Below are 20,965 nucleotides of genomic sequence, written 5' to 3' on the forward strand. Positions count from 1 at the left end.
GCCTAGTGTGCGGGCACGCGCTCGACAAGAAGGGTTACGTGCCGCTCGCCGATGCGCGTCATAACGATCGTCGCGCTCTGCGACCCCTTGAGTTTCAGGCGCTTGCGCAGTTCGGCCGGATCGACTGCGACGCCGCGCTTCTTGATTTCGACCGTGCCGACATTGAGTTCGGTCAGGGCACGTTTCAACTGCTTTTCTTTCGAGGGAAGCTCGTCGACGACTCGAAACGCGCTCGCGAACGGGGTAGGGGTCAATCGATCTGCGGTCATATACGCAATGTGCTCGTCGAGCATCGCGGCATCGAGCCGCTCTGCGAGCAGCCCGATGAGTCTTGCGCGGATCACGGCGCCGTCGGGTTCATAGAGATACTCTCGCACCCCGCTTATTTCCGCGTCGAGTGAGTCAGCGGGGGCGCTCAGCTCGTTGCGTTCGATCGCTGCGCCACGATCTGAGAAGAGCAGGGCTGAGCGACGGCTCTCGCCAGAGCGGGTGGCTCCGAACCAGAGCGCCGTCTCGACGACGCTACCGTTCACCGAGACCCACTGCGCCTCGGCTTCTTCTGGAATGAGTTCCCGTTCGAAGCCAGGGCCGAGCTTGATGCCCGTGGGGAGTGAAGCGGCGACGCTAAACGCGTTCGTTAACGATGGTGAATAATCATCGGGCGATGCGATTCGTCGCGTGTCGCGGTGGCCGGCGGTGCGGCGGGCGGGATCGAAGAAAACCGCCTCGGCGTTGCCTGGCCCGAGTAGCTCTGCATCTCCCGTGATGACCTCGTGTGCAGTTTCAAGGCCCGCAGTCGAAAGGTTGTGTGCTGCGAGTTCGGCGGTGAACGGGTCAATCTCGACGGCCCGCACTCTCATGCCGGCGTTGAGAAAAGCGAGGGATTCTGCACCGAGCCCGCAGCCGAGGTCGCTTACGCTCGTGGCCCCGGCCCGAACGAAGCGCTCGGCGTGTTCACGGGCGACAATGTCGCGACTTGCCTGCTCGAGGCCGGCCTGGGTGAACAGCATATTCTTGGCTGCGTCACCAAACTTGGCGACCGCTTTTTCGCGCAACTGCACCTGTGTGAGGGCGGCTGCGACGGCATCACCCGAGTGCCCGTCTTTGCGCAGGGCTAGACCGATGCGTTCGAGGCTCTCACCGCGGGCATGCATTGCGGTTGCCTCGGTGATAAGAGAGCGCCCGGCCCCGGAAAGGAGATTCTCCCATCCGGGGTCGGGCGTTGAAATGCGCACGTCGAGTGCTTAGTAGTAGTAGCCGCTGGGTTCTGAGGCGATGAACGCCGCGACGACCAGTACCCAGATGATGACGGCGATGATGCTGAGAGCAAACAGTGTATAACCGATGATGAGGCCGGCAATTGCGAGGCCGCGGCCTTCTTCACCGGTCTTTTTGATCTGGCTGAGGGCGACATGCCCGAGTACGATACCCGCTATTTGGAAGACAAACGCGAATACGAGTGAGAGAATTGCGCACACGTTCGTCTTGGCGCTCTGCGGTGCATCTTCGGCGCCCGTGCTGTATGCAGGCGCGGTAGCGATAGGAGCACCGTACGCTGGCGGGGCCGCGGGGGCTGCGCCGTATGTCGGTACCGTGGTGGGCTCAGGAGTTGCTGCTGGTGCTGGCGGCGTCAGTGGGGCTGCGTAGGTGGGTGCTGCAGGCTCTTCAGAGACAGGAGCGCCTGTGGCCTGGGCCGAAGGGAAGACGGGAGGTGCGTACGTCGGCGCAGCCGATGGTGTGAGCGGGTCACTTGACTGGCTGGCAGACGGGATGACCGGAGGAGTGTAACCGGGGGCATCGGTTGCCGCGGGAGTCGTTGCGGGAGCCTCCGGAGTCTGCGCCTCTCCCGCGGGATTCTCCTCGGGCGCGTTCTGCTGTGGGAACTCGTCGTTTGTCATCGAGTCTTGGTCCTTTCGGGGTGGGAGCGCGGCCAGAATGCTGGCGCGCCGGCGACCATTTTCCCACACATCCTGAGTGTGTGGGGTGAGAAGTGCTAAAAACTGTCACTCTGTTTGCGTGAGTGCTAACGTGTCACTAGACTTGAGCATTAGCACTCGCACTATGAGAGTGCTTACTTGATCTGAACTGCGTCGGGGTTTCGACGTAGCCCCTGTTACTGTGAAGAAAAGAGGACATCGTGTCGGTCGCTATTCAGCCGCTCGAAGATCGTATTGTCATTCAGCAGACTGCAGCTGAGCAGACCACTGCATCGGGCCTTGTTATCCCTGACAGTGCGAAAGAAAAGCCCCAGGAGGGTGAAGTTGTTGCCGTAGGCCCAGGTCGCGTTGCTGACAACGGTACCCGTATTCCCCTTGACATCACCGTCGGTGATCGCGTGATCTACTCGAAGTTCGGCGGCACCGAGGTGAAGCACCAGGGTGAAGAGTACCTCGTGCTTTCGGCTCGCGACGTTCTCGCTGTCGTAAAGTAACGCGCTCAACGCTTTCGGCATAACGCCGTTCAAGGGCCGCACCGTATTCGGTGCGGCCCTTTTGCATCGTTGGGCTAAGGTGCCGAGCGAAGTCGCAAATGGTGCCAATTCCACTCGAAAAATGGTCGAATGCGCCATGGTGGTTTTACTGAAGACGCAAATGCGCCACTCGCAACGCGCGGTGCTCACCTGTTTGGGGCCTGTGTGCATTACTGTTAGATAAATGACCGTTTTGAGTTGGAAGGGTGAGGCGCTTCGCGTGCACGAGCAAACAATCGACGAAACTGACCAACTCATTGCTGCCGCTCTCCAAATCAATGGGCGAGCCTCCTGGGGCGAGGTTGCGAGGGCCCTCGAACTGCCAGAGAGAACGGTGGCCAGGCGAGGCCAGCAGCTTTTTGACCGTGGCCTTGTGCGAGTTTCGACCTACGTCGATGTCAGTCGCGTGTTGCACGCGAGGGCCGTTGTGTTGAGGGTTACGACAACTCCGGGCGACCTCTGGGGCGTAGCGCGTGAGCTGGCGAGCAAGAGCATTGCCTCGTCGGTTTCAGTGTTGGAGGGCAGTAACGATGTGGCGTGCATGATGCTGCCGCGCAGCGAAGAAGCGGTGCGGGAACTGCTCTATAGCGAGATCCCCGAGATGAGTGGCATTACTTCAATCAACGCCGTAACGGTGTTGAAGTTCTTTCGTTCGGGTCATGACTGGGAGCCTGGCATCTTGACGAGTGTGCAACAGCAGGCGCTCAAGAAGACTGCAGCAGTCGACGCTGACTTGGCGGGTGAAATTTCTGAAGAAGAAGACGCCCTCATCGACCTGTTGCTCCATGACGGCAGAATGCCGGTTGCCCAGCTTGCGAGCCAATTGGGCGTGAGCTCGGCCACGGTGCGTCGACGTATGGAATCGCTCACGGCCAGGGGGCTTATGCACCCGCGCACCGAGGTGGTTCCGGCGGTCTTCGGCCTTCGAATGGAGGCTCTCGTGTGGTTCAAGGCGCCAATGGATAAGGTTGAAGCCTTTGGCCAGGCGCTTGCTCATGCGAGCGAGATTAAATTTATTGTTGCTACTACCGGGGCTTCACAGTTGCTCGCCAATGTGATCGTTGCCGATGAGACGGCGCTCTATGAGTTTGTGACCGGTGAACAAGTGACGTGCCACGAAGGCCTCGAGGTGCTCGACATGCTCGTCGTGCTCACTCCGCTGCTGCGTGGTTCGTTGCGGGTCGATGAGGGGCCTGAAGCAAGCACGGGTATTGTGCCGGTCGTGCGCCCATCTGCTGGGGCCATAGGCTCGTAGACCTCTTAGAGGTCTGGGTATTGCGATCCAATGCGAAGGGCTGTTTCTTGAACAAGGGCCCCCATCGCGCCGAAGCGGTCGGGGGTGATTCGGCTCGACGGCCCCGATATTGAGACGCTACCGATGGGTCGACCGTTGAGTGAACGAATGGGTGCGCCAAGAGAGGTAATGCCATCACTGAGACCGCCCACGTTGATTGAGTATCCTCGGTTGCGGATCGCGGTGATCTCGGCGAGAATCTTGGCCGGGTTGGTGAGCGTTTGCGTGGTCACTGGATCGAGTGTGCGGCTGAGCGCTGTTTCAATCTCAGCATCGCTGCACGCGCTGAGAAAGGCGAGGCCTGTTCCTGAAGCGTGAAGTGGAATTCGGCTTCCCAGCGCGAGGAACGCGCGAAGCGCGTGTGGGGTATCGATGCGTTCGGCGAGAATGAGTACCTCGCCATCGGGAATTGCGAGGTGTATCGTCTCGGTGCTTTCGAGCTGTAGCTGGTGCATGGGGCCCAGTGCGGCTTCTCGGAGCGTTCCCATGGCCCCACCTCGCACGCCGACTGCGTATGCGTGTGAGGTGAGCAGCCAGTCGGTGCCTGTTGGCCCGCCCTGTTGGAGCCAGCGCATCTCGGCGAGTGTTGTCAGGGTGCGCAGTGTTGTGGCTTTTGACGCGTCGAGATGCCGGGCAAGGTCAGAGAGGCCGATGGGCTGGAGTTCTGACACTGCTTCTATCACCTTGATCGCGGTGACAACGCTGTGAGTGCTCATGACACCATCATTGCGCGTGTGGGTGAATATTCAATGGTTGACGCGGTGAGTCGGGGGCGATACTTTAGATGAAGATTTAAAAATGAACCGCTGGTTCACACAGTAAACCAATGAGGGTTGTGTGGGTCGGCTTTCTCGGAAAGGGGGGCCAATGGCGGCCCAAATACTCGCCTTGCTGATCTTTGTTGCGGTCTTCGTGATCGCGACACTGCGTAAGGTGCATCTCGGAGTGATTATGTTCGCGGTGGCCGGCGGCGTCGGCATCTGGCTCGGGGGCATGTCGCTTCCCGAAGTCGTTAACGGGTTTCCCGTCTCGATTCTGGTGTTGCTCGTAGGCGTTACATACTTTTTCGGTATTGCGCAGGCAAATGGGACGGTCGACCGGCTGATACAGGGCGCGATTCGGCTCGTTGGCGATCGGGCTGCGGTGCTGCCGCTTGCGTTCTTCGGGCTCACTGCAGGGGTTTCCGCGATGGGCTCGCCGCTCGCAGGTCTCGTTATGGCGCCCGTCGGCATGCCGCTTGCAAAAAAATACGGCATTGATCGCATGCTCATGGGGCTCGCTATCGGGTGCGGGTTGAGCGCCGGTGCCTTTGCGCCGACGAGCCTCTTTGGCATCGTGACATATGGCACTGCGCACTCGGTCAATATTGATCTCGACCCACTCGTTCTTTTTGCGGTTGCTCTCGCCACGAACTTGGTGCTGCTTGCGGTCGCATACGTGCTTTTTGGCGGCCTGCGACTCTTGACCCGTCGTGGCACTGAGATTCCAGGTGATGGGGTTGTTCGCATGAGTGCCCGTACCCCTGCTCCGGCACACCCGTTTGAGCGAGAAGGTCTTGCAGCGGCTAGTCGGCATGCCGTGACCTCGGGCATCGCAACGCTTGAGGACCCCTCGGCTCCCGGCGTCGTCAATGAGCGCATGACCGTAACCCAGCTCGCCACGGTGACTTGCATGATCGGTCTGGTTATCAGTGTCGTCGCGATGTCGATTCTTGATTTGAACCCTGATATCGGCGTGCTTTGCTTCGCGTTCGGCGCGGTGTTGACCTTGATTGACCCGGTCACTGGAAAAACTGCGGTGGGAAAGATTGACTGGTCGACGGTGCTCATGGTCGGCGGAATTATTACGTTTGTTGGCGTTCTTGAAGCAATGGGTGCGGTCGAAATGCTTGGTGAAGCCGCCAGCAAGGTTGGTAACCCGTTACTCGCCGCCTTCATTATCTGTCTACTGGGCGGCCTGATCTCAGCATTTGCGTCAACGACGGGAATGCTCGCTGCACTCGTGCCTCTCGCGATTCCGCTGGTGGCTTCGGGTGATATCGCCGGGTGGGCTGTGATCGCTGCGCTCGGGGTGTGCTCGTCGATTGTTGACGTATCACCGTTCTCAACGGTTGGTGCGACGCTCGTGGCAACCGTCGATGAAGACGAGCGGCCGCGTATGAACCGACTGCTCACGCAGTGGGGTCTCTCGATGGTGATTGTCGGGCCCGTGCTGCTTGTTGGGCTGCTTGTCATTCCGAGTTCGATGTGAGCCCTGCTGACGAAATGAAGGCTTCTGATGAAAGGAAATGCCATGCATCATGCTGAAACGCGAGCGAAAGATTCGGCTGCGCCGTTACCGCTCACGGGTGTCAAGATTGTTGATCTTAGCCGTGCGCTTGCGGGCCCGCACTGCACAGCGCTGCTCGCTGATCTCGGTGCTGACGTCGTGAAATTTGAATCGAAGGCAAGCGGTGACCCTTCTCGGTCATGGCCTCCGTTCGATGCTGAGCACAGCCTCTACTTCGACTCTGTCAATCGCAATAAGCGATCGGTTGCTCTCGATTTTTATAGTGACGAGGGAAGGGCTGTGCTCGACCGGGCCATAGCCAACGCTGATGCGCTTGTTGAAAATTTTAAACCCGGCACGCTCGAAAAGATGGGGTACCCAGCCGATCGTCTCGCTTCGTTGAACCCTGATCTCGTTGTCGCTTCAGTGAGCGGTTATGGTGAGAATGGCCCACTCAGCGACAGGCCAGGGCTTGACCAGGTGTTGCAGGCGGTTACGGGCATCACCTCGGTTACTGGACCAGTAGGTTCGGCGGGTTACCGCACAGGATTGTCGATCGTTGATCTTAGTAGTGGCCTCACGGCTGCTGTGGGGCTGCTAGCTGCCCTTGTTGGGCGTTCGCGGGGCAATGGCTCCGCGCGCGTATCGACGTCGCTGTTTGAGACGGCTTTGAGCCTTTCTGCGTACCAAGGGCAAGGGGCGCTTTCGCATCAAAAGGCTCCACGCCCGCAGGGAAATGACCACCCGACGATTGCTCCGTATGGTGCCTTCGCGACTGCGAGTGATCCGATTGTGTTGGCGGTCACAACCGAGGCCCATTGGCGAGCATGCTGCGAGGTTTTGGGCGCTGCGAACCTCGCAAGTGATCCTCGCTTTTGCAGTGGCCGTTTGCGGGCAGAACACCGCGAGGAGCTTGTCGATGAGCTTACCCAATTGCTCGCGAAAGCAGATGCAGAGAGGTGGATCGAAGCGCTCAACAGTGCGGGAATTCCATGTGGTCCAGTACTCACGTACCCACAGGTGTTTGAGCTCGAACACACTGCGGCTCTCGGCATGATTCACAGGGCCGAGCGCGCTGATGGCACCACGTTGCCACTCCTGCGAGGGCCGTTAAACGTTGCTGGTAGCCCGACGGGTGTGCACCGCGCACCGCCGCTGCTGGGTGAACATACCCGTGAAGTACTTCTCGAACTCGGGTACACCGGCGCTGAGGTTGACGCGTTGGTGGGCGCCGGTAAGGTGGCGTCGCTGTGACAGGAACATTTCGTAGCTTGCGAGGTAGTGACACCCAGTTCAGTGAGACGCGTGACTGGGCAGTGCATGTTGATGTGGATGAGGGGCTTGGGGTCGTTCGTATCGACAGGGTTGCGAAGCGAAACTCGCTCACGCCCGAGCTCTGTGATGCGCTCACAGACGCAGTGCGTGCTCTCGACGCTGACCCGTTGGTTCGTGTGATCGCGCTCACTGGCGAGGGTGCTGACTTCTCGGCAGGGGCAGACATTACGCGGCTTGATGATGTGCTCTTTGATGAGCGTGGGGCGAGCGAAGAGGCGCCTGCGGGTCTTGACCATTTAAGTCGCCTTGACGCGGCAATTGGTTCCTGTGAGAAACCCACGGTTGCACTCGTCAAGGGGGTATGTATGGGGGGCGGGTGGCAGCTTGCCTCGGCGTGTGACATCGTGATCTGTTCTGATGATGCCCGTATCGCGATCACTCCTGCGTTGCTCGGGCTTGTGTATCCGCGCACCGGGGTTGAGCGGCTTGTGCGGCTCGTGGGTGAAAGCCGGGCAAAGCACCTGCTCTTCAGCGCAGACAGGGTGAGTCCCGTTGACGCCGAGCGGTGGGGGCTTGTTACTCTTCTCGTGCCGAGCGAAGCTTTTGAGGTCGAAGCCTACGCCTACCTTGAACGGCTTGTGAGTCGGTCGGCATACGCAATTCGACGGACCAAAGCGCTCATTGATCTCGGGGTGCGAGACGCGCAGGCAGCCGAAGTGGCTTGGCGTTCTGAGTGGGCTGTTGTTGCAAGGAACCCAGACCTGGCAGAGGGGCGCGCCGCTTTCGTCGAGGGGCGCAAGCCAAACTTTACCTGGCCTGAAGCGGCAAGCCGCTAAGCGATATCGGTATCACTGAAACCCGCTGCGTTGGGGTGAAATCTTCACCCCAACGCAGCGGGTTTTGTTGTTCCCTTCGAGAAAACGGCAGCGGTGCGCTCGTTGGCCTTGAGAACTGCGGGGGCGACCGGGTTTCGTTCGGCTGAAATGGTGAGATATTCGACCAGAGTGGCCGAAATGAATCATAAAGTTTGCAAAACTGGCGAGGTGCGTGCATACTGGGGTAAGTTTTACAGCCGCCTAAGCGCGGCGTTCTTACCGCCACTCTCAATGAGGAGGAAAACCAGTGTTTACAGCGACCACCGTTTCGTGGGATCGCGTTCGATCTGATCTCACGCTTCGCAACGAGTTGTTCATCGACGGGGCTTGGGTACGCGGTTCTGGCGAGGAGTTGACACTCGTGAGCCCCCGCGATGGCCAAGAGCTCACTCGCATCGCCTCTGCTTCTGTTGAAGACGTTGATCGCGCCGTGGCTTCGGCTCGAAGTGCCTTCGACTCAGGCGTATGGTCTGGTCTCGCCCCTCGTGACCGCGGTCAGCGGCTTATCGCTTTCGCGCAGCACATTGCCGATCACGCTGAAGAGCTCGCGCTCACGATCACCCTTGAAATGGGCAAGCCGCTTCGTCAGGCCTACGAGACCGAACTGCGCGCCGTCGTGAACTCGTTTCGCTGGTATGGCGAGGCGATCGATAAGGTGCTCGACGAAACGCCGAGCACCGCGCCAGACTCGCTCGCACTCGTGACTCGCGAGCCGGCCGGTGTTGTCGGCGCGGTCGTGCCCTGGAATTTTCCGCTCACCATGGCGGCTTGGAAACTCGCCCCGGCACTTGCCGCGGGCAACAGTGTGGTGCTGAAGCCCGATGAGCACACGAGTGCTTCAGCACTGCGTCTTGCAGAGCTCGCCTTCGAAGCGGGCATTCCTGCCGGCGTTTTCAACGTCGTGCCTGGCTTTGGTGCTGTTGCTGGGCAAGCCCTTGGCTTGCACCCCGACGTCGACGTCATCACCTTCACCGGTTCGACCGCGGTTGGGCGTAAGTTTCTCGAGTACGCCGCGCAGTCGAACGGTAAGCGGGTATGGCCTGAGCTCGGCGGTAAGACCGCGAGCCTCGTGCTTGATGACGCTGACTTCGTCAAGGCGGTCGAAGCGAGCGCGCACGGCTGCTTCTACAACCAGGGGCAGATGTGCACGGCAGCGTCGCGCTTACTTGTGCCGCGCCACCGGCTTGACGAGGCGCTTGAGATCGCGGGCCGCATCGCTGCGTTGCAGCGCCCGGCCGATCCACTCGACCTGGATGCTCCGATGGGGTCACTCGTGAGCAGCCAGCACCTCGACAGGGTCGCTGGCTTCGTGGAGCGGGCTGCAGCCAGCGGGAGCGACCTCATCGCAGGTGGTTCAGAAGCGAACGCCGTGATCGAAGGCGGATCGTACTTTGCTCCCGTTGTCGTGAACGCGGCACGCGAGAGTGAAATCGCGAGGCAGGAAGTCTTTGGGCCGGTGCTGAGCGTCATCGCTTTCGACAGTCTCGACGAGGCCATCGAGATCGCGAATGAGACCGAGTTCGGCCTCGCTGCGACGCTCTGGACGACCGATCTGAAGAACGCGCACCTTGTCTCGCGCAGGCTGCGAGCCGGCATTGTCTGGGTCAACTGCTTCGAAGAGGGCGACATGACCGTTCCCTTTGGCGGGGTCAAGAGCTCGGGCTTTGGCCGCGACAAGAGCCTGCATGCCATCGACAAATTCACCGACCTCAAAACGACCTGGATTGATCTCTCATGACCGCACCGCTTATTGGCATTACGACCTGGCAGCGTGATATCGCGACGCACCTTGGCGCAGGCCGCCCGACGCACACCGTTGGCGTCGAGTACGTCGATCTCGTGCAGCGTGCGGGTGGCATTCCCGTGCTGCTCGTACCCGACACGAATGTCGAGCGTATTCTCGGTCGTCTCGATGCGCTCGTGATGACGGGTGGACAAGACGTGCACCCGAGCCGTTATGGGGCGCAGGCCGATCCTGAGCAAGAGTACAGCGAGGCCCGCGACGAATTTGAGTTTGCGCTCGCACTCGCCGCGCGTGAGATGCGCTTGCCAACCCTCGCGATTTGCCGAGGTCTTCAGGTGGCAAACGTCGCCTTCGGCGGCACCCTCATCGAAGACATCGAACCGACGGCCTGGCATGAGCGCGTTGTCTCGACTGCCGAGCAACTCGACCGGCGCCACCCGGTGACGCTCGACGCGACCTCGGCGCTCGCCGCAGCGTACGGCGTGACCGAGCGAGAGATCAACACGATCCACCATCAATCGGTCGGAATGCCTGCCCGTGGCCTGCGCGTCACCGGCATGGCCCCAGACGGGGTCGTCGAGGCGGTTGAATCGACCGACCCCGAATGGCAGTTCTGGGGCGTGCAATGGCACCCCGAAAAGATGCAGACGAAGGATGAGGTCGCCGTTGAAGACCGCATGCTCGCCGCTTTTGTTCGCACACTGACCACCGGTGCATAGCACCACAACTCAACAGAAAGAAGACCACGACTATGGCTAAGAAGATTTACATCGAGTACGAAAACGGCACCCGCGCGATCGCGACGCTGCTTGAAGACCTCGCACCCGAGACCTGCAAGGTCATGTGGGGCGCGCTCGAAGAGCCCCGCACGATGCAGACAATGCACGCAATGTACGCCGGCCCAGAGGTTATGATGGGTCTGCCCGAAGAGGCGCAGAACTTCGACCCCGCCACGGTGCCCTTCGAGAACCAGCAGGTTGTTCCGGCTCCGGGCGATCTGCAGTGGTACTGGCAGCAGCCGATGCAGATGGGCGGCCTGCCGTTCGAGTGGTGGGAAATTGGCATTTTCTACGACCGCGGCGCACGTACCCTCGGCCCTCTCGGCTGGACCCCCGTGAACATCTGGGCAACGATCACCGAGGGTCTCGAGGCCTTTGCGAAGGAATCGGCTGCTATTCGTGTCGACGGCGCAAAAATGATTACTATCGGACGTCTCGAAGACTAAACACCTCCCGCTTTCATCGACGTTCAAAGGAGAAGACTCATGAAGATGAAGAAACTGATGCTGAGTGGCGTAGCTGCCCTCAGCGTGCTCACGCTTGCCGCGTGCAGCCAGACCGCCTCGGGCGGTAAGGGCGACGCAGGTTCAGAAGGAAAGCCCCACGCGGGCGAGACCCTCGTGGTCACCACCTTTGGTGGCGATTGGGAAGCGGCGTTCGTTGACGCCGTCGTGAAACCGTTCGAAGAAGAAACCGGCGCGAAGGTTGAGATGATCACCCTGTACAGCGCCGATGCACTCGCACAGGTTTCGGCCCAGGCCTCGAGCCCACAGATCGATGTGGTGCACTTCTCAGGCGGGCAGGAATTCACCGCGGCGCAGGAGGGGCTCATCGAGGCTATCGAACCGAGCGAACTCTCGAACTACGACGATCTCGTCGAGGTCGCCGTCGCGGGCCTTGAGCGCGGGGAAGGGCCGGCCATGCAGATGGCTCCCATCGGCCTCGTCTTCAATACCGAGTCTGGCGCTCCGCGCCCCACGTCGTGGCTTGACGTCTTTGACGATGCGTACGCCGAGCACCTTGCCATCACCGACTTCACGAACACCTTTGGGCTGATCGCGATGCTCCGCATGGCAGAGACGCAGGGCAACTCGCTCGAGAAGCCTGACGCGACCATCTCAGAACTCGCAAAGCTCGTCTCGTCGGGCGATGCGATCGCCGTGCCGACCTCTCCTGATGTGCAGTCGGCGTTTGCACAGCGCAACGTCTGGCTTGCTCCGTACGCGATGGACTACGCGGGAACGCTGAAGGACGCGGGCCTGCCCGTCGAATTTATCGTGCCGAAGGAGGGTGCGGGAGCATCGATCCACACGACCAACGTCGTCTCGGGTCGTGACAACATCGAGCTCTCGAAGCTCTTTGTCGACTACGAGCTGCGCCCCGAGGCGCAGCAGGTCTTCGCTGAGCGCATGCGCTACTCTCCCGTCAACGTCAAAACCGAGCTCTCAGGCGATATCGCCGATGAGGTGCTCACCGGCGACGAACTCGACGACGTCATCACTTATGCACCAGGAGAGATCGCGACGAAGCGCGCAGCGTGGACCGATCTCTGGAACAGCCTCGTAACCCAGTAAAGTCACACCATGAAGAGTACCCGTAGGGAACCACTGTTCCTCTTACTGCCGGCAATTGCATTGCTCGTTGTCGGTTTTGTCGCCCCCGTCTCGGGCATGCTTCTCATGAGCGTGCAATCGCCGGCAGGCGGGTTCACTCTCGAGCAGTTCACCAAGCTGTTCGACTCGGGCTACCACCTGCAAGCAGCGTGGCGCTCGCTGCGCCTTGGCCTCATGCAAACACTCGTGACCATCGCGATCGCGTTGCCGATCTCGTACATCATGGTGAGGGCCAAGGCGTGGCTGCGCTCGTTCCTGCTCATCGTCATTATTCTGCCGCTCATGACGAGTGTCGTTGTGCGTACCTTTGGTTGGCTCGTGCTTATGGGCCCGAACGGCCTGCTCATGCAGATTCCCGGCATGCAGTGGCTCGTGAAAGGGTCGCAAGGCTTCCTCGGTACCGAGGTTGGCATTGTGGTCGCGATGGTGCAGGTGCTCCTGCCCTTTGCCGTACTGACCATTCTCGGTGTCATGTCGGGCATCTCGCCGCGTCTCGAGGAAGCATCACGAACCATGGGAGCAGGCTTTTGGCGCACGCTCTGGTTCGTCATTCTGCCGCTCACGAAGCCCGGCATTATCGGCGCGGCTTCACTGGTGTTCGTGCTCTCGGTGAGCTCGTTCATCACGCCACGATTCATCGGCGGCACCCAGATTCCCGTGTTCGCCCAGACGATCTACGTCGACGCGACCACGAACTTTAACTGGCCCTTCGCGGCGGCGCAGGCCGTCGTGCTCTTCGCGGGCGTCATGCTCGTGCTCGTTGCCACCGCACGCATCGGGAAGGTGAAGAAGTAACCCATGGTCAAATCAATTCCCACTATTGCGAAGGTGCTCGGTGTGCTGCTCATCGTCGCCACCGCACTGTACATGCTCGTGCCGCTCATCGTGGTGGCCGGCGCCTCGGTGAACACGAGTCGCTTCTTGTCGTTCCCACCCGAGGGCTTCACCCTGCAGTGGTATGTTGAGGCGCTCACGAAAGACACCTACATTGAGCCATTCAAACTGAGTCTTGTGATCGCGGTCACAACGGCCATTCTTGCGGCGGTGCTCGGAACGCTCGCCGCGCTCGCGCTCACTCGGTTCACGATTCCCGGCGCCGGGTTCATCCAGGGCCTGCTCATGTCGCCGCTCACACTGCCCACCATTATTCTCGCGATCGGCGCGCTGTCGCTCGTCTCACTCACCTTTGGTGCCCCAAGCGCCTGGGTACTCGTGGTCGTGCACACGGTCATCACGATTCCGTACGTGATGCGCACCGTCACGGGTGTCATGGCACGGCGAGACCCCTTTATTGAAGAGGCCTCGCGCACCTTGGGGGCAAACACCTGGAACCGCTACCGTTTCGTGGTGTTGCCCGCGGCTCGCCCCGGCATCATGGCGGGAGCCTTCTTTGCTTTCAACATCTCGTTCGATGACGCGGTGATCGCGCTCTTCCTGCGCACCCCGTCGACCGAGACCCTGCCGATCGCAATCTACAGCCAGCTCGAGTTCAGCACTTCTCCGACCGTCGCGGCGGTCTCAACGCTCATGGTGCTGCTCACCGTGGTGCTCACCCTCATTCTTGAAAAAATTATTGGACTCGGAAGGTTGTTTGTTTCATGAGTACCCTCACCCTCGACTCCCTCGTCAAAAACTTTAAGAGCACGCAGGTACTTCGCGGCATTGATCTCTCGGTTGAATCGGGCGAATTCATCTCGTTGCTCGGCCCCTCAGGCTGCGGCAAGACCACCCTGCTGCGGTGCATTGCGGGTCTTGAGACCGTGACGAGCGGCAGCATTCTCATCGGCGACGAGAACGTCACTAATCTGCCCCCTGAAAAGCGCAAGCTCGGCATGATGTTCCAGTCGTACGCCCTGTTTCCGCACATGTCTGTACTCGAGAACGTTCGTTTCGGTCTGCGTATGGAACAACAGCACTCGAAAAAAGAACAGCTTGATATCGCACAGAACGCGCTCGAACGCGTGCAGATGGGGCACCTCGCAAAGCGCATGCCAACCGAGCTTTCGGGAGGTCAGCAGCAGCGTGTTGCGCTCGCCCGAGCCATCGCGACCGAGCCTCGGCTTTTGTTGCTCGACGAGCCCCTCTCAAACCTCGATGCCCGTCTTCGCGAAGACATGCAGATCGAGTTGAAAGAGCTGCATCAATCGCTCGGTGTGACGACCATTTTCGTGACGCACGATCAAGAAGAAGCTCTGAGCCTCTCAGACCGCATCGTGCTGATGAACGCGGGCGTGATCGAACAGGTCGCAGCCCCGGCAGAGATTTACTCGTCTCCCGCGACGGCCTTTGCGGCCGACTTCATTGGCGCGGCAAACCTCTTAGAGGGCACGAAAGATGGTGCCACTGTGCGCTTGGCCGGGACCGAGATTATGCTCATGGTGCCGGGCTCTGGTGAAGGATCAGGCAACATCATGTTGCGACAAGAAGACATTCGACTCGCCGCTGCTGCATCGCCCGAGACCCCTCACTCGGCAACTCTTTTGACGAGTGTGTACCGTGGCGCCGATGCTGTGCACGTTGTTGAGATGGGCGGTCACCGCCTCAAGGTGGTCACCCCGAGGGCCCAGTTTGCCCTGAATCCTGGCCCAGTGTGTATCGGCTGGGCAGCCGATACCCCGGTGTGGATCGCGGGCTAGCGCGCGGCGTGCGCGTAGCTTCGCAACAACGCTGTTGCCTCCTGTTTTCCGATCAGGCTCTTCGTGAGCATTGATCCGCTCATGATGATCGAGCGGTGCTGATCGGGAACAGGCAGGCAACGCCACACGTATTCGAGGAGGGCCTCGTCGCGCGCATTGGTGCGTGGGGTGTGGCCGAAGCCGTCGACTTGGATCTCGACGATGCCCGAAGCAAAGACGAGGGTGAGCATGCGCGCGGTTCCTGGAAACGTTCGTGTCGTCTCGATGAGTGACTGAAGCTGCGCAGCAGAGTGGGTGACGCCACCGGCTGTGATCGTGCCGTGGGCATAATCAATGACGAGCGCGGCTCGGAGCCTGATAATCGTCAGCGGTACGAAGATTGCGTTGAGCACGGCAAAGAGCACGAAGCTCATCATGATGCCGGGAGCCAGCGAGTAGCCGATGGGGCGCAAGAGAAAGCAGATAGTCAAGACAACTGCTGCCGCGTTGACACCGCCGAGTACCCACCACCACTGGCGGTCGTTGTGCAAGAAGACCCTTCGAACCGTCGCGGGAGCTTGACCGTGTGGCTGCATATTCATGGGGTCGAGATTAGCACGTGTCAAAGTCGCACCCTTGGGCAATGGGGCAGTACAGTACATATCGTGCGAGAGAGTAGAGCGGGGTTTGCTTACGGGGTAGGGGCGTACGCCCTATGGGGCCTCTTGCCGGTGTACTTCGGGCTCATTATGCAGGTGGGGCCGTTTGAGATCGTGCCGTGGCGAGTGCTGTTCACGCTTGTGTTTTGCGGCATCGCGATTTCGCTCGTGCGGCGCTGGGGCGACGTGGCGAGGGTGCTGCGCAATCGCCGGCTGACGCTTACACTGCTGCTCTCGGCCCTGCTGCTGTACGGCAACTGGCAAATCTTTGTTGTCGGTGTCATGAGCGAACGAGTGCTCGAGACTTCCCTCGGCTACTTCATGAACCCCTTCGTGACGGTGCTTATTGGTGTGTTCGTTCGCAAAGAAAAGCTCTCAAGACTGCAGTGGATCGCGGTGTGTGTAGCCGGAGCCGGAGTGCTCGCGGTTACCCTCGGCTATGGCCGCTTTCCGACGATCGCCATCGGCCTCGCGCTGACCTTTGGCGTCTACGGCGCGGTCCATAAGGAGCTTGGTTCGCAGGTGTCGGGTCTCACCGGTCTCACCGTTGAGACGGTGCTTACCGCTCCCTTCGCGCTCGTGCAGGCGGTCGTGTTGCAGCTCACGGTGGGCCTCAGCGCCTTTTCGGTGAGCCCAACGGTGAGCGTGCTCGTCATGCTCGGCGGTGTGATGACCGCGGTGCCACTCATTCTCTTTGGCGAGGCCGCCGCAAGGCTCAAGCTCTCAACGCTCGGGTTCTTGCAGTTCATCACGCCCATCATGAGCTTTCTGTACGGCTACTTCATTGCGGGCGAGGAGATGAGTCAGGCACGCTGGTTCGGATTCATTGCGGTGTGGCTTGCGCTCACGCTGCTCGTGACCGAACTCGTGCGGCAAGTGCGCAAAGCACCGCCTGAGCAGCCCCCGGGATTACACACGGGGCCTATCCCGTTAGACTAGAGACAACGCATGAGCGGCGCTCGTGTTTTGCCCTATTCGCCACTGCTCGAGAAGAGGTTCTATGGAACAGCGTGATCCATTCGCTTTTACCGGTCTCACCTATGATGATGTGCTCCTGTTGCCGGGGCACACCGACGTGATTCCGAGCGAGGCTAACACTGCGACACAACTGACAAAGCGCATTCGTATTGGCATTCCGCTCATCTCTGCTGCGATGGACACGGTGACCGAGACCCGCATGGCGGTCGCGATGGCCCGTAACGGTGGCCTCGGCATTCTGCACCGCAACCTCTCGATTGAAGACCAGGCATACATGGCCGATCGTGTGAAGCGCACTGAAGCAGGCATGATCACCGACCCGGTCACGACCACGGTTGACGCGACCGTCGCCGAGGTTGACGCGATCTGTGGCGAGTACCGCGTGAGCGGCCTTCCCGTTGTCGACGAAGCCGGAGTGCTCGTTGGCATCATCACCAACCGCGACATGCGGTTTATCGAGCAGGCTGACCGCGAAAAAACGCGCGTTGGCGATGCTATGACGCGCATGCCGCTCATCACCGCACCGACGGGCACGAGCCGCGAGCAGGCTTTCGAGATCTTTCGCGAGCACCGCATCGAGAAGCTCCCGCTCATCGATGGTCAGGGCAAGCTGACGGGCCTCATCACGGTCAAAGACTTCGACAAAGAAGAGCAGTACCCGAACGCGACGAAAGACGACTCAGGTCGTCTGCGCGTCGGCGCTGCTATCGGCTTCTTCGGCGACGCATGGCAGCGTGCGGGCGCGCTCCTCGACGCGGGCGCTGACCTGCTCATCGTCGACACCGCCAACGGCGATAGCCGCGGTGTGCTCGAGATCATTGAAAAGATTAAGAAAGACCCGGCGTTCCGTGACCTCGACGTCATTGGCGGCAACGTTGCGACCCGCAGGGGCGCGCAGGCGCTCGTTGACGCGGGTGTTGACGCGGTCAAGGTGGGCGTTGGTCCCGGTTCGATCTGCACGACCCGTGTGATCGCTGGCGTCGGTGTTCCTCAGGTGACCGCCGTCTACGAGGCCGCATGCGCCGCGACTCCCGCTGGTGTTCCCGTGATTGCCGATGGTGGCCTGCAGTACTCGGGCGACGTCGCAAAGGCGCTCGTCGCCGGCGCCTCATCGGTCATGATCGGATCGCTCTTTGCTGGAACCGACGAGAGCCCCGGTGAACTCGTGTTCGTTGGTGGCAAGCAGTACAAGAACTACCGCGGCATGGGGTCACTCGGTGCCCTCCAGACCCGTGGCGAGCGCACCTCGTACTCGAAGGACCGCTACTTCCAGGCTGACGTGCCGAGCGATGAGAAGCTCATTGCCGAAGGCATCGAGGGCCAGGTGCCGTACCGCGGCCAGGTTGGCGCGGTTGCGCACCAGCTCATCGGCGGCCTGCGCCAGTCGATGTTCTATGTCGGCGCCCGCACGATTCCCGAGCTCAAGGAGCGTGGCGAGTTCGTACGCATCACCTCGGCAGGCCTCAAAGAGTCGCACCCGCACGACATTCAGGGCATTGTTGATGCCCCCAACTATTCAAACTAGCCAGAAAGGCTTTTCGTGAGCACTGAGATCGAGATCGGGCGAGGCAAACGTGCACGCCGTGTCTACACCTTTGACGAGATCGGTATTGTTCCTACCCGACGCACGCGCGACACCGAGCTCGTGTCGACGTCGTGGTCAATCGACGCCTTTCAGTTCGACATTCCGGTGCTTGGCGCCCCCATGGACTCGGTGATGTCGCCGGCAACGGCAATTCAGCTCGGCAAGCTCGGCGGCCTCGGCGTGCTGAACCTCGAGGGCCTCTGGACCAGGTACGAAAATCCTGAACTGGTACTCGAAGAACTCGCCCAGATCACCGACCCGACCGAGGCGCTCCGCAAGATGCGCGAGGTCTACGCGCAGCCGATCCGCGGCGAACTCATTCAGGAGCGCCTCGCGGAAATTCGCGAGGCCGGCGTTGTCGTCGCTGGCGCGCTGTCGCCACATCGCACCCAAGAGCACTACGAGACGGTCGTGAAGGCGGGCGTCGATCTCTTCGTCATTCGCGGCAACACGGTCTCGGCCGAGCACGTCTCGCACGAAGACCGGGCGCCGCTCAACCTCAAGGAGTTCATCTACGAGCTCGACGTGCCCGTCATCGTGGGCGGTGCGGCAACGTACAAGACCGCGCTGCACCTCATGCGCACCGGCGCAGCCGGCGTGCTCGTGGGGTTTGGCGGCGGCGCATCGTCGACCACCAGGGCGACGCTCGGTATTCGCGCCCCCATGGCATCAGCGATCGCTGACGTCGCGGGCGCACGCGCCGACTACCTCGACGAGTCGGGCGGGCGCTACGTGCACGTCATCGCCGATGGGGGCCTCGGCACCTCGGGTGACCTCATTAAAGCGATGGCCTGCGGCGCCGACGCGGTCATGCTCGGTGCGGCACTCGCCCGAGCGAGCGACGCACCGGGACGCGGCTGGCACTGGGGCCAAGAGGCCTACCACGACGAGCTGCCACGAGGCGCTCGCATGAACGCGGGGGCAGTTGCTCCCTTCGAACAGATCATCAATGGGCCCGCTGACTCGGCCGACGGCACCTCGAACCTCATCGGGGCGCTGCGACGGGCGATGGCAACCACGGGCTACTCAGACCTGAAGGAATTCCAGAGGGTCGACATTGTTCACGTAGAACGGTAACCGCCATGAACCGGTCACGAGCACTCACTTCACTTCACACCGAAGAGGTAGACGTGCTCGTGATCGGTGGCGGCATCACCGGGGCGGGGGCCGCTCTTGACGCAGCAACCCGCGGCCTCAAAACTGGGCTCATCGAGGCCCGCGACTGGGCATCTGGTACTTCGTCGCGCTCATCGAAACTCGTTCACGGTGGCATTCGCTACCTCGAACAGCTCAACTTCTCGCTCGTGCACGAAGCGCTGAGCGAACGCGGGCTCCTCTTGCAACGCCTGGCCCCGCACCTCGTGACCCCCATCAAACTGCTGTACCCGCTCGAAACGCCCGTCATTGAACGTTGCTACGTCGGGGCGGGCATGCTGCTCTACGACCTCTTCGCGAGGGCCTCCCGCACGAAAGCCGGCATGCGCTTTCACCGCCACTTCTCGCGGCGGCAGCTGAAGCGCGTGGCACCCGGTCTCAAACACGATGCCTTTGTTGGTGGTCTCGGCTACTGGGACGGCCAGGTTGACGATGCGAGGCTTGTGGTCTCGGTCGTGCGTAGCGCCGTCGATCACGGCGCAGCCGCCGCAAGCCGCGTTCGGGCCGAGGGCTTCGTGCACGAGAGCGGTCGCGTTGTTGGGGTGGTGGCAAGAGACCTTGAGCGCGACGAGACCTTCACGATTCGCGCAAGAGAGATCGTCATTGCGGCGGGCGTGTGGACCGACGACGTACTTGGCCTCGCAGAAACCGAGATCCGCCCCCGCGTGCGTGCCTCCAAAGGCGTGCACATTGTCGTGCCACGCGACTGTTTTGACTCGCACGCAGGCCTACTCTTGCGCACCGCGACGAGCGTGCTCTTTGTGCTGCCCTGGGGCAGGCACTGGATCATTGGCACGACCGATACCGATTGGAACCTCGACAAAGCCCACCCCGCCGCGACGGAGGCCGACATCGACTACCTGCTTGATCAGGTCAACCGCGTCGTTGAGCACCCCATCACCCGTGACGACGTGCTCGGGGTGTACGCGGGCCTCAGGCCGCTGCTGAGTGGTCAAGACGAGAACACCTCGACGCTCTCGCGAGAGCACACGGTTGCGACGGTCGAACCGGGACTCACGATGATCGCGGGCGGAAAGCTCACGACCTATCGGGTCATGGCTTCCGACGTCATTGATCACGTGGCCCCGCACACGACCTCGGTCACCGACACGGTGGTGCTGCGCGGCGGCGAATCGTTTGCCGCCCACTGGAACCGACGCTCCATTTTTGCCGAGCAGCACGGGCTCACGCTTCGCCAATCAGAGCGCCTGCTGCGTCGATACGGTTCAGACGTGCGGGCGATTGGTGAGCTCCTCGCGGCCAAGCCTGAGCTCTCGGCAACGCTCCCTGGCGCCGATGACACGCTTCTCGCCGAGATCGTCTACGCCTGCGAAGCAGAGGGCGCGCTGCACCTCGATGACGTGCTCACGAGGCGCACGCGCGTCTCGATTGAGGCCGAAGATCGTGGACTCGCTGCCGCCCCCGTCGCTGCTGACCTTATGGCGGCTGCACTCGACTGGAGCGAGCAGCAGCGCGACACCGAGGTGCAGCGCTACCTCGAGCGCGTCGCCGCCGAGATCGAGAGCCAGCTGCAGCTCACCGACGAGGCTGCTGATCGGGTGCGCAATAATCGCCCGTAGCGCCAGACTTCGAAGGTGTGAGATGCCAGCGAGTAGCACGCCTCCCGTGCGTTTGCGCACGGCAATTCTCAGCCA

General features: G+C 61.1%; 20 protein-coding genes. 16 read left to right on the top strand and 4 right to left on the bottom strand.

What is annotated here, in order from left to right:
* Positions 1-2: 2 nt before the first annotated feature.
* A complete protein-coding gene (locus tag KTJ78_RS00395; protein WP_369807908.1) occupies positions 3-1,235 on the bottom strand; it encodes a THUMP-like domain-containing protein in 1,233 nt (410 codons plus the stop codon).
* 9 nt (positions 1,236-1,244) lie between these two features.
* Complete coding sequence (locus KTJ78_RS00400; protein WP_217131680.1) at positions 1,245-1,898, bottom strand: DUF4190 domain-containing protein; 654 nt, start codon at positions 1,896-1,898, stop codon at positions 1,245-1,247.
* A 239-nt stretch (positions 1,899-2,137) separates the two neighbouring features.
* Here KTJ78_RS00400 and groES point away from each other — a divergent pair, with 239 nt between their 5' ends.
* Positions 2,138-2,431, top strand: a complete 294-nt coding sequence (groES, locus tag KTJ78_RS00405) for a co-chaperone GroES (protein ID WP_217131683.1) — start codon at positions 2,138-2,140, stop codon at positions 2,429-2,431.
* Between the two features lie 223 nt (positions 2,432-2,654).
* Entirely contained in the window at positions 2,655-3,725 is a 1,071-nt protein-coding gene (locus tag KTJ78_RS00410) for an Lrp/AsnC family transcriptional regulator (protein ID WP_217131685.1), read from the top strand.
* 5 nt (positions 3,726-3,730) lie between these two features.
* Here the strand turns inward: KTJ78_RS00410 and KTJ78_RS00415 are convergent, their stop codons facing one another.
* Positions 3,731-4,480 carry an IclR family transcriptional regulator gene (locus tag KTJ78_RS00415; RefSeq protein ID WP_217131687.1) on the bottom strand — a complete coding sequence of 250 codons (750 nt, stop codon included), beginning with the start codon at positions 4,478-4,480 and terminating at the stop codon, positions 3,731-3,733.
* Between the two features lie 151 nt (positions 4,481-4,631).
* Between KTJ78_RS00415 and KTJ78_RS00420 the strand changes: the two genes are divergently transcribed.
* The 10 genes from KTJ78_RS00420 (at position 4,632) to KTJ78_RS00465 (ending at position 14,954) form a co-directional block, all read left to right on the top strand.
* Positions 4,632-6,014: an SLC13 family permease gene (locus KTJ78_RS00420; RefSeq protein ID WP_217131689.1), complete on the top strand. Its 1,383-nt coding sequence runs from the start codon at positions 4,632-4,634 to the stop codon at positions 6,012-6,014.
* Between the two features lie 42 nt (positions 6,015-6,056).
* Positions 6,057-7,286: a CaiB/BaiF CoA transferase family protein gene (locus KTJ78_RS00425; RefSeq protein ID WP_217131692.1), complete on the top strand. Its 1,230-nt coding sequence runs from the start codon at positions 6,057-6,059 to the stop codon at positions 7,284-7,286.
* Positions 7,283-8,143, top strand: coding sequence for an enoyl-CoA hydratase/isomerase family protein (locus tag KTJ78_RS00430; protein WP_217131694.1), 861 nt, complete (start codon positions 7,283-7,285; stop codon positions 8,141-8,143). The genes KTJ78_RS00425 and KTJ78_RS00430 overlap by 4 nt, the downstream gene beginning before the upstream one ends.
* A 286-nt stretch (positions 8,144-8,429) precedes the next feature.
* Positions 8,430-9,920: an aldehyde dehydrogenase gene (locus KTJ78_RS00435; RefSeq protein WP_217131696.1), complete on the top strand. Its 1,491-nt coding sequence runs from the start codon at positions 8,430-8,432 to the stop codon at positions 9,918-9,920.
* Positions 9,917-10,645 (top strand): gamma-glutamyl-gamma-aminobutyrate hydrolase family protein, encoded by a 729-nt coding sequence (locus KTJ78_RS00440; protein ID WP_217131698.1) that lies wholly within the window; start codon positions 9,917-9,919, stop codon positions 10,643-10,645. Before KTJ78_RS00435 ends, KTJ78_RS00440 begins: the two co-directional genes overlap by 4 nt.
* A gap of 32 nt (positions 10,646-10,677) precedes the next feature.
* A complete protein-coding gene (locus KTJ78_RS00445; protein ID WP_217131700.1) occupies positions 10,678-11,151 on the top strand; it encodes a DUF3830 family protein in 474 nt (157 codons plus the stop codon).
* Between the two features lie 39 nt (positions 11,152-11,190).
* Positions 11,191-12,279, top strand: coding sequence for an extracellular solute-binding protein (locus tag KTJ78_RS00450; RefSeq protein WP_254259223.1), 1,089 nt, complete (start codon positions 11,191-11,193; stop codon positions 12,277-12,279).
* Positions 12,280-12,288: 9 nt separating this feature from the next.
* Entirely contained in the window at positions 12,289-13,113 is an 825-nt protein-coding gene (locus KTJ78_RS00455) for an ABC transporter permease (protein ID WP_217131701.1), read from the top strand.
* Positions 13,114-13,116: 3 nt separating this feature from the next.
* Complete coding sequence (locus KTJ78_RS00460) at positions 13,117-13,920, top strand: ABC transporter permease (protein ID WP_217131703.1); 804 nt, start codon at positions 13,117-13,119, stop codon at positions 13,918-13,920.
* Positions 13,917-14,954, top strand: a complete 1,038-nt coding sequence (locus KTJ78_RS00465; RefSeq protein ID WP_217131705.1) for an ABC transporter ATP-binding protein — start codon at positions 13,917-13,919, stop codon at positions 14,952-14,954. The genes KTJ78_RS00460 and KTJ78_RS00465 overlap by 4 nt, the downstream gene beginning before the upstream one ends.
* Here KTJ78_RS00465 and KTJ78_RS00470 read toward each other — a convergent pair.
* Positions 14,951-15,535 (bottom strand): hypothetical protein, encoded by a 585-nt coding sequence (locus KTJ78_RS00470; protein WP_217131707.1) that lies wholly within the window; start codon positions 15,533-15,535, stop codon positions 14,951-14,953. The genes KTJ78_RS00465 and KTJ78_RS00470 overlap by 4 nt on opposite strands.
* A 63-nt stretch (positions 15,536-15,598) precedes the next feature.
* Here KTJ78_RS00470 and rarD point away from each other — a divergent pair, with 63 nt between their 5' ends.
* The 4 genes from rarD (at position 15,599) to KTJ78_RS00490 (ending at position 20,890) form a co-directional block, all read left to right on the top strand.
* Positions 15,599-16,531, top strand: a complete 933-nt coding sequence (gene rarD, locus KTJ78_RS00475; protein WP_217131709.1) for an EamA family transporter RarD — start codon at positions 15,599-15,601, stop codon at positions 16,529-16,531.
* Between the two features lie 61 nt (positions 16,532-16,592).
* Complete coding sequence (gene guaB / locus KTJ78_RS00480; RefSeq protein ID WP_217131711.1) at positions 16,593-18,095, top strand: IMP dehydrogenase; 1,503 nt, start codon at positions 16,593-16,595, stop codon at positions 18,093-18,095.
* A gap of 15 nt (positions 18,096-18,110) precedes the next feature.
* On the top strand, positions 18,111-19,232 hold the full coding sequence (locus KTJ78_RS00485; protein WP_217131713.1) for a GuaB3 family IMP dehydrogenase-related protein: 1,122 nt from the start codon (positions 18,111-18,113) through the stop codon (positions 19,230-19,232).
* A gap of 5 nt (positions 19,233-19,237) precedes the next feature.
* Complete coding sequence (locus KTJ78_RS00490) at positions 19,238-20,890, top strand: glycerol-3-phosphate dehydrogenase/oxidase (protein WP_217131714.1); 1,653 nt, start codon at positions 19,238-19,240, stop codon at positions 20,888-20,890.
* The last annotated feature ends 75 nt before the right edge of the window (positions 20,891-20,965 follow it).

Origin of the sequence: Leucobacter chinensis, assembly GCF_019049105.1 — a bacterium.
Classification (GTDB): domain Bacteria; phylum Actinomycetota; class Actinomycetes; order Actinomycetales; family Microbacteriaceae; genus Leucobacter_A; species Leucobacter_A chinensis.